17 protein-coding genes are annotated in these 13,030 nt (G+C 37.1%); 6 read left to right on the forward strand and 11 right to left on the reverse strand.

From position 1 onward, the window contains the following. The first annotated feature begins 16 nt into the window (after positions 1-16). Both ACIFOT_RS14795 and ACIFOT_RS14800 read left to right on the forward strand, forming a co-directional pair. Positions 17-937, forward strand: coding sequence for a hypothetical protein (locus tag ACIFOT_RS14795; protein ID WP_430065768.1), 921 nt, complete (start codon positions 17-19; stop codon positions 935-937). Between the two features lie 5 nt (positions 938-942). Beyond that, positions 943-1,677 carry an SH3 domain-containing protein gene (locus tag ACIFOT_RS14800; RefSeq protein WP_430065770.1) on the forward strand — a complete coding sequence of 245 codons (735 nt, stop codon included), beginning with the start codon at positions 943-945 and terminating at the stop codon, positions 1,675-1,677. A gap of 489 nt (positions 1,678-2,166) precedes the next feature. Here the strand turns inward: ACIFOT_RS14800 and ACIFOT_RS14805 are convergent, their stop codons facing one another. The 5 genes from ACIFOT_RS14805 to ACIFOT_RS14825 all read right to left on the reverse strand — a co-directional run bounded on the left by ACIFOT_RS14805 (position 2,167) and on the right by ACIFOT_RS14825 (position 5,912). Next, positions 2,167-2,541, reverse strand: a complete 375-nt coding sequence (locus tag ACIFOT_RS14805) for a PAS domain S-box protein (RefSeq protein ID WP_430065772.1) — start codon at positions 2,539-2,541, stop codon at positions 2,167-2,169. A 375-nt stretch (positions 2,542-2,916) separates the two neighbouring features. Continuing rightward, positions 2,917-3,624 carry a hypothetical protein gene (locus ACIFOT_RS14810; protein ID WP_430065774.1) on the reverse strand — a complete coding sequence of 236 codons (708 nt, stop codon included), beginning with the start codon at positions 3,622-3,624 and terminating at the stop codon, positions 2,917-2,919. Between the two features lie 600 nt (positions 3,625-4,224). After that, positions 4,225-5,256 (reverse strand): threonine aldolase family protein, encoded by a 1,032-nt coding sequence (locus tag ACIFOT_RS14815; RefSeq protein ID WP_430065775.1) that lies wholly within the window; start codon positions 5,254-5,256, stop codon positions 4,225-4,227. Between the two features lie 27 nt (positions 5,257-5,283). Beyond that, the gene (locus ACIFOT_RS14820) at positions 5,284-5,616 is read right to left on the reverse strand and encodes a nuclear transport factor 2 family protein (RefSeq protein WP_430065777.1); all 333 of its coding nucleotides are present in this window, start codon (positions 5,614-5,616) and stop codon (positions 5,284-5,286) included. Between the two features lie 89 nt (positions 5,617-5,705). Further along, entirely contained in the window at positions 5,706-5,912 is a 207-nt protein-coding gene (locus ACIFOT_RS14825) for a Fur-regulated basic protein FbpA (protein ID WP_430065779.1), read from the reverse strand. Positions 5,913-6,200: 288 nt separating this feature from the next. Between ACIFOT_RS14825 and ACIFOT_RS14830 the strand changes: the two genes are divergently transcribed. Further along, positions 6,201-7,112, forward strand: coding sequence for an MBL fold metallo-hydrolase (locus ACIFOT_RS14830; RefSeq protein ID WP_430065781.1), 912 nt, complete (start codon positions 6,201-6,203; stop codon positions 7,110-7,112). A gap of 19 nt (positions 7,113-7,131) precedes the next feature. Here ACIFOT_RS14830 and ACIFOT_RS14835 read toward each other — a convergent pair whose 3' ends face one another. The 5 genes from ACIFOT_RS14835 to ACIFOT_RS14855 all read right to left on the reverse strand — a co-directional run bounded on the left by ACIFOT_RS14835 (position 7,132) and on the right by ACIFOT_RS14855 (position 10,217). Then, complete coding sequence (locus ACIFOT_RS14835) at positions 7,132-7,920, reverse strand: rhamnogalacturonan acetylesterase (protein ID WP_430065783.1); 789 nt, start codon at positions 7,918-7,920, stop codon at positions 7,132-7,134. 93 nt (positions 7,921-8,013) lie between these two features. Further along, the gene (locus ACIFOT_RS14840) at positions 8,014-8,154 is read right to left on the reverse strand and encodes a hypothetical protein (protein ID WP_430065785.1); all 141 of its coding nucleotides are present in this window, start codon (positions 8,152-8,154) and stop codon (positions 8,014-8,016) included. A 27-nt stretch (positions 8,155-8,181) separates the two neighbouring features. Then, on the reverse strand, positions 8,182-8,355 hold the full coding sequence (locus ACIFOT_RS14845) for a hypothetical protein (protein ID WP_430065787.1): 174 nt from the start codon (positions 8,353-8,355) through the stop codon (positions 8,182-8,184). Positions 8,356-8,395: 40 nt separating this feature from the next. Beyond that, the gene (locus ACIFOT_RS14850; protein ID WP_430065788.1) at positions 8,396-9,634 is read right to left on the reverse strand and encodes a GGDEF domain-containing protein; all 1,239 of its coding nucleotides are present in this window, start codon (positions 9,632-9,634) and stop codon (positions 8,396-8,398) included. Between the two features lie 115 nt (positions 9,635-9,749). Continuing rightward, positions 9,750-10,217, reverse strand: a complete 468-nt coding sequence (locus tag ACIFOT_RS14855; protein WP_430065790.1) for a CoxG family protein — start codon at positions 10,215-10,217, stop codon at positions 9,750-9,752. Between the two features lie 125 nt (positions 10,218-10,342). Here ACIFOT_RS14855 and crcB (ACIFOT_RS14860) point away from each other — a divergent pair, with 125 nt between their 5' ends. Both crcB (ACIFOT_RS14860) and crcB (ACIFOT_RS14865) read left to right on the forward strand, forming a co-directional pair. Then, a complete protein-coding gene (gene crcB, locus ACIFOT_RS14860; RefSeq protein WP_430065792.1) occupies positions 10,343-10,717 on the forward strand; it encodes a fluoride efflux transporter CrcB in 375 nt (124 codons plus the stop codon). A 5-nt stretch (positions 10,718-10,722) separates the two neighbouring features. Further along, the gene (crcB, locus tag ACIFOT_RS14865) at positions 10,723-11,076 is read left to right on the forward strand and encodes a fluoride efflux transporter CrcB (RefSeq protein ID WP_430066045.1); all 354 of its coding nucleotides are present in this window, start codon (positions 10,723-10,725) and stop codon (positions 11,074-11,076) included. A gap of 256 nt (positions 11,077-11,332) precedes the next feature. Here the strand turns inward: crcB (ACIFOT_RS14865) and ACIFOT_RS14870 are convergent, their stop codons facing one another. Then, positions 11,333-11,782 carry a hypothetical protein gene (locus ACIFOT_RS14870; protein ID WP_430065794.1) on the reverse strand — a complete coding sequence of 150 codons (450 nt, stop codon included), beginning with the start codon at positions 11,780-11,782 and terminating at the stop codon, positions 11,333-11,335. Positions 11,783-11,976: 194 nt separating this feature from the next. Here ACIFOT_RS14870 and ACIFOT_RS14875 point away from each other — a divergent pair, with 194 nt between their 5' ends. Further along, on the forward strand, positions 11,977-12,993 hold the full coding sequence (locus ACIFOT_RS14875) for an NlpC/P60 family protein (RefSeq protein WP_430065796.1): 1,017 nt from the start codon (positions 11,977-11,979) through the stop codon (positions 12,991-12,993). Positions 12,994-13,030 lie beyond the last annotated feature (37 nt).

The raw sequence follows: 13,030 nt of genomic DNA on the forward strand, positions 1-13,030 counted from the left end.
TGGAGGGAATAACCTAATGCAATTTATTGAAGATGTTAAAGACGTGAAATTTAGCTTTTTGGAAAAACCGCCTGCGTCGTCTATGACATATGCCTTTGTTTATGTTAATAATCACAACCAATACTATGCCGTTAAAAATGGAGCGCGTTTGTCACGTAGTGAATTGCGGATTGGAAAATATAAAAGGGTTTATACAGTCAATATGCAGCAGCAAACCATCACCTACAATGAGGAAGTCCCTTCGGCAACAAGAGGAAGAAATTTTTCTGTCAATCTGTTTATCGATATTGCCGTTGAACACCCCGAAAAGTTAGTTCAACAAAATGCAGGAGAATTTGGCCACATTATTAACAATAATCTGCCTTTCTGGGTGGAGTCGGAAGCAAGATTTTATCCTATTGAAGAGGATCTGAGTTTTGCCCGACATATTGAAGAATTTTTTCAAACCTCGCCACTAGTTAAGGTGTTAAGAGAGGCTGGAGTAGTTGTTCGAAATATTCGTGTTTTGATCAGGCAAAGTATTCGGGACCAGCGCCATGATGAGGCGATTGCCGATTTAGACCGGAACGCTGAACTATCTGCCTATCAAGAGGCTCTGGACTTGGAGGAAGCGCGCCGGATTTCGGCCTCGATTAAAGAAGCCCTTCAAGCAGGTGATTTTATCACTGCAGGGAAGCTTGGAGAAAAAAATGAAATGGCAAAGCGGTTAGTGGAATCGGAGTTTAGCCAAAATCAAGCCTTCAAATATGAGGTAAATAAACAACTTTTTAATTTGATCAACGATCACTCTATTGACCAGTTTGAGGCGGAACAAAGATTGGCCAAGCTAAAAAAACTATTACCCTATCTCCCCATCAATCAGGAAAACATCAATAGAAAAAAACAGATTACTGGTTCAAAGAGAGAACTCCTATCCTATTTAAATAAAGGAGATTAGCGATTGTGGAATCCATTTTAAATCAGCTGTTTTGGATCTGGTCACTTATTTCTGTCCTGCCGGAATGGTTGCGCCTTTCTTTGGCTCTCTTTGTTCTCTTGCAGCTCGCAAGGCTGATTTTGTTGTACATGGTTCCTCCCTTCTTCAACTTGTTGTGCCGTTTGTTGAAAAAAATGTTTTATCTCATTTCTTACCCAATCATGGCACTTCTGTGCTCGATACAAAGAAGACGGAGAGAAGCAGGAATCGCCGGAATATCTGTTTGGATTGATATCATTGAAGGAATGTTTGCCTTGTTCGAAAGATTTTTCAACAAAATGATTCAGCTTTTCATGAAACGGAGAAGGAATAAGTCAAGGATTAAAAAATGGACCTTCTATTCTGCTACAACTTTAGTAATTTTGCTTACTGCAGCAATCCTGAACAATCCAAATAAGTGGTATACACAAAAATGGAAGAAAGCTGAGATATGGTTAAACCAAGAACATGTGCATATACAAGCATCCGGGGCCTCCCCTGATCAAAAAGAACTTATTTTAAATAAGAAATATGAAGAAGGCGGAAATATTCGTGAAGCTCCCACACTAACCGCACAACGTATTTACACGATTACAAATGGAGAAATCATGCACTTTTTGAATGAAGAACAGGTAGATTCCAAAGGAATTAAGTGGCTAAAAGTTCAAACCGCAAACGGGATCGAAGGCTGGATTTCAGCCTTGATTGTCAGGGAAAAATAATTAATTGAGAGGTTCCGCAGGAGAAATGGGCACATGATCATTTCTCCTGGCAGAAACTAATTCATTGCCATCAACATACCATCTGTGAAACACTAAATTAATAACATGATAAATAGGTAAAAGCATATAATCGAAAAAGCAAAAAAGAGTATTGCTATTTTAATATTCGTTCTAAATTTAACACCGTAAGCACAAAAGAAGATCGCCGCTGCCAATTTGGCAACTCCCTTATAATAATCATTGTCCGCAAAAAATGAACTGCTAAAAATAATTGAAATAATCAAAGTTGTAGAAATTAGTATTTTAAACCACAAAGGCTCATATAGAAATTGTTTAATAATAAATTTTATCCGTTGCATGACTGTATTACTCCCTTCATGTAACGTTTATTTATTTTAAGCATATGGTGTGGTCTGTAAAAGTATCACTTACCTTTATGTAAGTATGAATTTAGTTGAAAAAGACTTCTGTAAAAAACAGCAAATTCTGCTATAAGTTTGGTAGTTGTTTTGCAATTCCATAAACACCTACAAATTCCCCATCAACAATAATTGGGGAAATCTCTATGTGGATATCAACACTTACCCCATTTTTATGTAATATTTCACAGTCGAATCCTTGAGTAATACCTTCAACTGTTATGAAATAATGATTATAGACTTTATCTATGTCATTTATTGAAATTAACTTAAGAAAACTTAATGATTTGGCTTCCTCTGCAGTATATCCCGTCAGGCTTGTACAAGCATCATTTAAGAAAATAAGATATCCGTTAAAATCTATAGCAAAAAAGGAATGCGGGTTATGTACATTATTATTTTTATTAATATCCTTAATAAAACTCTCTAGCAATTTTCTCTTCATTATTCTTGTCTGCTCTTTGTTTAAGTCCATTAATATAGTCAGTCCTTTTTATACTTTGTAAATAAGTAGATTGAAAAAACAAGTATTCTATCATTATTTACGAAAAATAAAAATTAGTTGCACTTGTATTTCAAAAACTTTTTTCTATTATTATAAATACCGATTGTACAATGCCATTAATTTTTATTGAATTTTAATTCAATTGTAATATATTAAATATAAGTGCAATTTATTTAATATGCTCTCCTTGAAGCTCAATAACCTGATCCAAAAATTAACCTTAAGCTGCATAAGAAAAAGGCATTACCTTTTTTGTAGTAGTGCCCCTTTGTTATAATCCTTCATGAGTTTCTTTTAACCCCAATTGTCTGAATCCTAAAGCATTTTTCGATTGTCAAATAGATAACTATTACTAACTTTAACCATTTGGTCAAATGTAACTTTAGGAGGTATCGATGATTTAGATCCTCTTGGATACATAATATTGTTTTTATTGTTATTATGGGCTCTATCAAATTTTAGATTCCCTTGATCATCTCTCATTGGCTCTCCTTTATCGTTCACTTCTAAATATGGATTGGGATCATCTCTATTATTAAATTTATTGGTGTAATACAAAATATGTCCTATTTCATGCGCAACTACCCATGGATAGTCCTTAACACCATCGGAGACTACAATTAAATATGGAGGTTTTTTTGTATCATACGCAAGTGAAAGGCCATTCGCTTTTCTCTTAAATTCCAATCCGGGTAAATATATAATGATCACATCTGGTTTTGTTTTTCTTATCAAAAAATATTCTACTGCCTTTTTATAGAGGGATGTTAATGGCGCATTTTTACTTAGTGGTTCTCTACCAATGTTCTTTGTCTCAAGACTTGTATCTATTTGCGCAAACCCTACATTTTCAAATAGAATTCCTTTCCATATCCTTTGTGCGTTTTCATATTGTTTAAGAAGCTCTTTTATAGTTGAACGGTTAGAAACGATTGTACCAATTGTAATTTTTGGCTTTTCTCCGAAATTGGAAAACCCTTGAGATCCTATAGCACCTCCCAGTTGAAAGTGAAACTGTTCCAAAATCGTACCTCTTTTCTAGTAAGCTAATAGCAAATTATGAAAATAAAGGATTTATGGTCTGTGTCCTTGTTCTATAAAAAAGAATTTTTATTATCTCATAATAATATAAGGAGTCCTCTTAAAAAAAAAGCAGCCAAGAATGGCCTCTGCTTGTTCAACTCTAGCACGCTATAGTCTTCTTAATATTTTTTCAAATTCATTTTTTAAGTCACTTATCATTACATTAGTAACTTCTTTTACAAGCATTAACTTAGAACCTTCACTATATTTGACCACTAAAAACACCCCAATAATTAGATTTCACTCTAACTTTTGGGGTGCAGTACAATTACGTTGCTTTTTTCACTCTTACACCCAGAGTTTATGTGCAATCCTTCACAATCTTGTAACACTCTTTTTCAAGATTTTGTACTACAATGAACTCATGGAATCCAACAAATTCACACGGCGTAAACGATGGCGCCAATCATCTAAGCCGGGTAGTAATTTTTCAGGTGGCTTTTCCAGCCACCACCAATTATAACATCAATGAAACCGTTTACCAACTGGTTAATGTTGGAGTATCAGAGTGTAATAATAACTATTACGCCAATATTGTGTTTAATCTTTTTGAATTGTCCTCAATTCATTAATAAAAGAGAAAACAACTTCCTCCTTTGTTGCCCAGGAAGTAACCAACCGAATCGCAGAGTGATCAGAATCGACCTTTTCCCATATGTGGAAGGAATACTTACTTTGGAGTTCAGTAATTAAGGAATTAGGCAAGATCGGAAAAATTTGATTGGATGGTGAATGTGTTAAAAACTTGAAATTTGCATTAACTAGTTCCTGTTTGATCATGTCAGCCATCTTGTTAGCATTCATGGCTAGGTCGAAAAATAGATTGTCCTGGAAAAGTGCAAGAAATTGGATCCCTAAAAGTCTTCCTTTAGCAAGAAGCGCCCCTTTTTGCTTCAAATGGAAGCGAAAATCCTCTTTCAATGATTCGCGGCAAATGACTAATGCTTCACCGATGATGGCTCCATTCTTCGTTCCGCCAATATAGAAGGCATCCACGAGTGCTGCAATATCATTCAACGTAAGGTCATTTTCTGTAGAACAAAGTGCAGACCCTATTCTGGCGCCATCCATATACAAAATCAAATTGTTTTTACGGCAAAATTCACTTAATTGCTCCAGTTCACTTTTCTTATAAATGGTGCCAATTTCTGTGGAATTGGATATGTATACAAGCTTTGGTTTCACCATATGTTCGTCTGTATGATATTCAAGTACTTGCTTTATATGTAAAGGGGTTAGTTTCCCATCATCGACTTCAACTGATAGAATTTTATGCCCAGTTGCTTCAATCGCCCCTGTCTCATGCGTAAAAATATGACCGGTGTGTGCCGCAATGGCAGCCTCGTGTGGTCTGAGAAAGGATGAGATCGCGATTAGGTTTGTTTGTGTCCCGCCAGCGATAAGGTGGATGTCAATATCTGCTCGTCCGATTCTTTCCTTTAAAAGTTCGACTGCTTGTTGAGTGTAGCGGTCTTCCCCGTAGCCATCCTCCTGCTCAAAATTGGATTCGATTAAAGCATTCAATATTCTAGGATGTGCCCCTTCACTGTAATCGTTCTTAAAACTGTACATTTGATGTCCTCCCATTAAGATATGTATTTATTCCCTAATAAACCAAACTTTTGAAATTAAGTCATCCTTCACTTCATAAATAGCCATTAAGCTTGTGCTTTCACCCGTTAATCCGTTCGTTGCGATCTCCCAGTCGATTACCTTGTTTCCAACAATTGAACGGTTTTTGATTTCAGCGAACATTTTCTTTTTGAAGGTTTCTGTATATCTTTCAATTAGTGCCTGCTTACCGCTTAATGTAACTGTATTATCCGGGAAGGTCAACACCGTAATATCCTCTGAATAGGTGCTCGCAAACCCTTCTAAATCCTGGTTATTATAAAATTCAATTTGTTTTTGTACCACTTTTTCAATTGACATAGAATTCACCCCATCCTAATTCGTGAATGATAGTAACATCATACCATAGAACAAAACAAAAGCCGGGTTTTAAAACCGGCTTTTTTGCTTTATTCAAAAGTTTGCGATGTTTTTGGGGCACTTGAATTTGTATGAATCCAAATCACCTGTTTCAATTGAACATATTCTTCTTCAAGGTCTTGCAATGTCCATTCATATAGATGCTTATTGTTTTTCTTAAAAACTCCTAATTTAAGTAGCTCATCAATTAGATGTTGCCTTTTTTGCTGGACAGCATTTCGAAGATTATTTTTCATAACGAAAAACCTCCTAGTTTGCTTTGGGATTTACCGTGAAAATTGCTAAGAATAGAACGAATAAAGAACTAAAAAGCATTAATTTTTCAACAAGTATTGTTTCAACTCCTTCCCACAAATGCCATTGTAATTCCTAAAATTAGAAAAATTTGTCGATTTGACACATTTTTATCGATTTTTAAACGAAATGTTATCTACTCTTAATATAAGAAATATTTTTGATGTACCCCTCATTTCTTGTTATAATCAAGCCAAATTCATATGTGCGAACATAAAATAGGTGATTGAATGCGAAAAAAATATGCTAATTTAGAAAATGTCAGTACGAACAAGACCTTTAAAGACATGGTGAAATGGCAAAAAGAACGCAAAAGCAAGGTAAAGGATTTATCGGTAAATATCGAGCAGTGTGAAAGTAAAATGGTTACAGAACTCCAGGAAAATCGAAATAAAACCACATATACTTGGATCGGACATTCGACTTTTCTGATTCAACTAAATGGACTTAATATTTTAACGGATCCTGTATGGGCCGAGCGGATGGGATTTCAAAAGAGATTAACTCCGCCAGGAATTTCATTAGTAGACATGCCGGAAATTGATATTGTCCTTATATCTCATGGCCATTACGACCACTTGGACTTTCCGACGATCAAGCAGTTAAAAGGGAATCCTCAATATTTTGTACCAATCGGATTAAAATCGCTATTTCTCAAAAAAGGTTATCATCGGGTCATCGAATTGAATTGGTGGGAAACGGTTGAACATGAAGGACTTACTTTACACTTTGTGCCTGCTCAGCATTGGACGCGAAGAACGACAACAGATATGAACACGTCCCATTGGGGGGGCTGGATCATCCAGAATCAAGCAGAAACGTTTTATTTTGTCGGAGATACCGGCTATTTTACGGGATTTAAGGAAATTGGAAAACGATTTACCATCGATACGGTGTTTATGCCGATTGGGGCCTATGAGCCAGAGTGGTTTATGGCATCCTCCCATATCTCTCCTGAAGATAGTGTTAAAGCTTTTTTAGAATTAAAGGCAAAATGGTTAGTACCGATGCATTACGGGGCCTACCGCTTAGCCGACGATACCGGCCCCGAAGCGTTAGAGCGGTTATATCGTGAATGGGAAAAAAGGCAATTACCTATGGAGCAATTAAAGGTATTATTGATTGGAGAAACTGTTACCTAATTTACTGCAACGGAGGCCGCTATTCACCTCCGTTTTTTAGGAAATGTTTTTGAAGCGGCAGGTTGAGCTCAGCAATTCCCTCTGCAATCAGTTTGGTGATCTCCCTTGCACCCTTTTCTTGAAAATGAATAGGATCCTGTACTCCATCAGGGTAATTTGGATGTTCTCCAGCATCCAGGAATAAAAAAAGTTCCGTTGTTTTTTCTGGACCCAGTTGTTGATAAAGTGCCCTACTTTTCGCCGTCAAATCAATAACAGGGACATTCTCCTTCCTGCCAAGCTCCTTCATAGCACCAGGATAATGGCCGTGGGTGGCCAAAGCCTTTCCGTCGGCTGAGAAACTCCACCTCTCAACCGGTGTAACAAGAATTGGGGTGGCCCCTTTCTGTCGGGCACCGTCAATATATTCCTTTAAATAATGTTGATAGGAAGTCGCAGGGTCTGTGTAACGGGATGGGTCATAGCTTTTTTCATCGTTATGGCCGAATTGAATCAACAAATAATCTCCCTTTTGAATTTGATTTAAAATCTTGCTTAACCGCCCTTCGTTGATAAAACTTTTCGTGCTTCTCCCCGGGACGGCTTCATTTTTCACGATAATCTGCTCATCAAACATTTGAGGGAGCATTTGTCCCCACCCAGCCCTCGGTGTCCGATTGCTGGCATAATTTGCTACTGTGGAATCGCCGGCGAGATAAACTGTTATGTTCTCATTGGTTTGTTTGGCTGTCGTACTATAGATATTTAACCCGCTAAATAACATCGTGCTAACAGTTAATATCAATATACAATAGATAAACCTTTTCATTTCTTTATGCTTCTCCCCCTGATGCCAATGTGCATGATAAAAACCTTCAAATAGATGAAGGTTTTAGCCAATTTACAATCCAAGCAAATTATCTCACGTCGTTGTCTCATTTTCATAAGCAATTACGACTACTTTTTTATGGGTTTGCTCACTTATTTTTTCTTCAAGGGATTGAATTTCATTTATTAATTGTGGTGAAAGGGAAGCTGTAATATATTGATTTTCTTTGTCCATTATTGATTTGATTCTCCTTTAAAAAAACTAAGTTAATGGTTTTCCTCCATCAGGAAAAAGATTAGGATCTCCGCCGCCAATGATGATAGCACTTTCTGCCTGGATATCATTATTATCTAAGTTCACTTCAACGTCTTTATTCATTTTTTCATTTATTTTTCCCTTATTTTGAAATTCTTGAGGATCATTTTCTTTTGGCATTTACACCACCTCCTGAATGGTAGTGTTTGTTTTTCGATTTTTATATATGTATGAGCTCATTTTTTGCTGATAATTGATTTCTTCCGCGCTGTTTGGATTGGAGCAATAATTGGTCCGCATAAATATACCCCTTCTCCATGGATATATTTTCGGTAACATCATAAAAGTAAAGGCCGAAGGATGCTGTATAGGTGATTGACATATTTTCTCCATTAAACTCTACTGGAACCAAACTTTTTTCAACACCTTGCCTTATTTTTTCCACCATAGCCACCGTTTGATCATAATCTCGATTCCTCAAGAAAAGCGTGAATTCTTCCCCTCCGCTTCTGAATAAAAAATCATCCTGTTTAAGATAGCTTTTTAAGGATGCAGCAAAATGTTGGATTACTCGGTCGCCGACTGCGTGATTATAGGTGTCATTGATGATTTTGAATTTGTCCAAGTCAGTAACCACAATCCCAATTGATTCATTTTCTTGATTTAACTCTGCCATCTTCTTATCCATAAAGGCACGATTGGAAACACCTGTCAAAAAATCGGTATAGGCCATTTGTTCAAATTGGTCTCGTTCCAGCTTGTTTTGCAAGTATTGAGATTTTGCAATAAAAGAGTGATTAACCAAATAATTCAAAATAAAGAAGCTGATTAATATTTCCCAATGTCCTTCCTGAAGGAAGAAAAATAACATTCCGTTTGTGAACGAGATTTTCCCTAAATCAGGGATACTTCTGCTTTTAAAAAATTGAAATACCTCCACCCGCGATTTGATTTCTCCTAAGAAATAGAAGATGATCGTGAGAAAGGTATCTGAAAGAATTGCGTTTGTTGTTGCCAGGAAAAACATTAAAATCCAAAAGCCAAACGGTATCGCTTGAAAATATTGTTGTAAGACTTGGAACACAAAATAGGAAATAGTATTTTGTAATACAAAGGATCCGATGTTATAAAAAATGTGCTCGAATTCATCCTGATCCGCTGTTTTGGTGATCTTTTTATAAAAATAATTGCTAATTCGAAAGATGGTTTCGAAAATAAATAGTCCTAACGGTCCGGAGAACATAACAAAGGATAAACTGTAGTTCATTCCATAATCAAGTGTCACGGTTCCTTTTCGGCTTATGGTACGTAAATGAAAATAAAGAGTACTGAAAAACCAGTACAGGATCACTGCTCTGATGAAAAGTGTGTTTTGGAGTGGAACACGATTTGACCCGATCGCAATAGCCGCAGCGGCAATAAATAATATGTAAATGAATAGCCTTGCCCCTTTTGTCAAAGTCCCTCTCCTTTCGAAGCAGAGTTTGATTGCGTCTAAGTCTAGAATCCCCTATGTTCTAGAATACAAACGTTTTTTTAATATACTGCAAAATAAAAAGAAGCAGCTGTCTCTGTTATCTGCTTCTTTTCTTCACAAGATAAATTCTCTTTTTGATTTCTTTCTCCATTTTTTGAAAAAAGTTTGCCAAACTTGTATCAGTGGTTCCGTCTAATATACGCTTGCTGGCGAAGGCAAGGGCCCCAGTTATCTCTGCATCAGCCAAGAAGGATAAGTGTGTACCTCCCTGTTTTTCTTTTATATGCAAAGCTCCATTGCCATTTATCTCTCCAAGGTTCCCTTTTCCCTTTACATGGAGCCGGTAAGATGAAGCTGAATTCTCTTCTATCGTGTAGATTTCCAGCTTAAACACATCTTTAATCGGTCCAATATGAATACCAATTTCAGCAAGGTAATTTCCAGTCGATCTTTCTTCAAAAAAACTGCATCCAGGGAGAGAGTTCCTAAGTACATTTTCATCCTTGATATATTTCCATACAATAGATCTAGGTAATTCAAAGGAATGATCATATTTGATTTTCAAGCGTACTCCTCCTCCATTGCTTTTAATCATTTATTTATATTCAAATGGAGTTTGTGTTGTTAATTGAGACTAAATGAGTTTAAAATTAATTGGTGCAGTCTTTTAAGAGGAGGTAAAAATTCGCCTTGATTTATCTTTTTGTAGGTATAGCTGGTTCTTTGGGAGCGATATTGAGATATTTAATTGGAATGACCTTTTTTACAAATAGCACTTTTCCATTCACAACTTTACTGATTAATTTATTTGGCAGTTTTTTATTGGCCTGGCTGACAACCAATATTTTCAGGAAGTTCTCTTTATCAGCTCAGATGTCGACTGTGATCGGAACTGGCTTTATCGGTTCTTTTACCACTTTTTCAACCTTGAGTGTAGAAACCGTTAAATTGTTTCAATCCGGAAAAATGTTACTGGGTGTCCTTTATGTTTTTGTCAGCATTATTGGAGGTTTATTCATGGCCCGATTAGGATTTAAGGTCAATAACGAGGTGGATAAATCGTGACAGGCATGCATTTGATAATTGTCGGAATTGGTGGTTTTTTCGGGGCGGTTGCTCGTTATTCCATTAGTAAACGCTTAAATCATAAATCTGGTTTACCAATGGGAACTTTAACGGTTAATTTATCTGGCGCTTTTCTTTTAGGTGTAATCACAGGCGCGAAAGCTGATATCATCATTGTATTGTTATTTGGAACTGGATTTATGGGGGCTTATACAACCTTCTCGACGCTGAAATTAGAAATGATCAATCTATTCTTAAAAAAAAATAACAAGGACTTTATCCTTTATACCATTATTACCTATGGCGCAGGCATTTCACTGGCTTATTTTGGATATCTGGTTGGTAGTTTTTTATGGTGATTTAATATCCGGTTCATCATCAATGATATGATATAAATTATTTTTCCCTTCCTCTTGGATGTCATTAACTCCATTACAGGATGCCAAATTTTTTTGTATGGATTTGGATGTTACAGCTACCCTAGAATAAGCGAATTAAAACAACCTTCCCAAAATGGATTTAGGAAGGTTTTTGTATGCATGTTTAAGTTATTTAAAATTATCTGCATTTTTTGGAAATCAGGTTAAAGCTTCAATCAACAACAAGACTTTACATTCACATGCCTGGCATTCCAGTCATGCCCATACCTGGCATTCCGCTCATCCCCATTCCTGGAGAAGTGCCCATTCCCATGCCTGGCATTCCGCTCATTCCCATACCTGGCATTCCGCTCATTCCCATGCCCGGAGAAGTGCTCATTCCCATACCTGGGAAGCCGCCCATTCCCATTCCTGGCATTCCGCTCATTCCCATTCCTGGCATTCCGCTCATTCCCATTCCTGGGAAGCCGCCCATTCCCATGCCTGGCATTCCGCTCATTCCCATTCCTGGAAAGCCGCCCATTCCCATTCCTGGAAAGCCGCCCATTCCCATTCCTGGCATTCCGCTCATTCCCATTCCTGGCATTCCACTCATGCCCATTCCTGGCATTCCGCTCATTCCCATTCCTGGCATTCCACTCATTCCCATGCCTGGGAAGCCACTCATACCCATTCCTGATGTCATATTTTCACCTACTTTCACTATACATACTATGATTTTTATAAAATTGAGAGCTTATTTTCCTCTAAAATTAGGCGGAACACTAGAGTTGATATTAAATTGTAAAGGCCTTATTACAAAGCTGAAAAATTGCTTTGTTATAATGTGGACTTGTTAAAGATTCGAATTTTACGAAATTTCAAAATGAGGTGTAACGGATGAAACTTATACTGCCCATGTTAATCATATTAGGTTTGTCGACTTTTCTTTTAACACCGGAGGCTTATGCAGAGGCAAACTTAGCGAATCAAACTTCACAGTCCCAAGCAAGATTACATAATGCTATAAATGAAAAATTGCAGAAAATCAATCAAGGTATTCAAGATAATCAAAAGGCAATTGTAAAGGCTGATCTAAAGGTAGCAGCAGCCACTTCTGAAGTACAAAAGCTTGAAAAGGATATTAATATTTTAAAAAACAGTATGGAAAAACGAAAAAATGTACTAAAAGAACGTGCCCTTTCCTATCAGCAAAGCAACAGACATTTAAGCTATCTTAATGTATTGTTAGGTTCGACAAGCTTGAGTGATTTTGTTGACCGGGTAGGAGCAGTAGCATCGATTGTTGAGGCAGACCGAAACCTTTTGGAACAGCAGGAATCCGAAAAGAACAAATACATCAGTAAAAAAGCTGCTTTAGAAAAAAAGCTCACTGGACTTCTTAGCATGAAAACGGACCTAGAAGGGATGCGTTCGCTGCTTTCAGAACAACAAGGAAAATATGAAGGTTTAATAAAACAGAGTGAGACAGTTAAAAAATCGGAATACATAGAGCCTCCGGTTATGGCGGATGGATACCTTAAGAAAATTATCTCCGCAGGATACAAATACATCGGAAACTCTGTCTATGTTTTTGGCGGCGGAAGAAGTGAATACGATGTCGCTAACGGAAGATTTGATTGTTCCGGCTTTGTCCATTGGGCTTTTGCCCAGGCGGGGGTTGAAATAGGTTGGAGTACAGATTCAATAAAAAGTTCGGGTGCACAAGTTTCGGTAAGTGAAATGCGACCAGGAGACCTTGTATTTTTTGATACTTATAAAACAGATGGCCATGTAGGCATTTACATAGGTAACGGGAAATTCATTGGATCGCAAAGCTCTACTGGAGTCGCGATTGCCGATATGGCAACGGGGTATTGGAAAGAGAAGTTTAATGGCAGAGTGGTTCGGATTTAGCTTCTTCTTTAGCGAAATAGTTCGCAGCGAAAAGACT

The sequence above is a fragment of the Neobacillus sp. NRS-1170 genome (genome assembly GCF_050468025.1).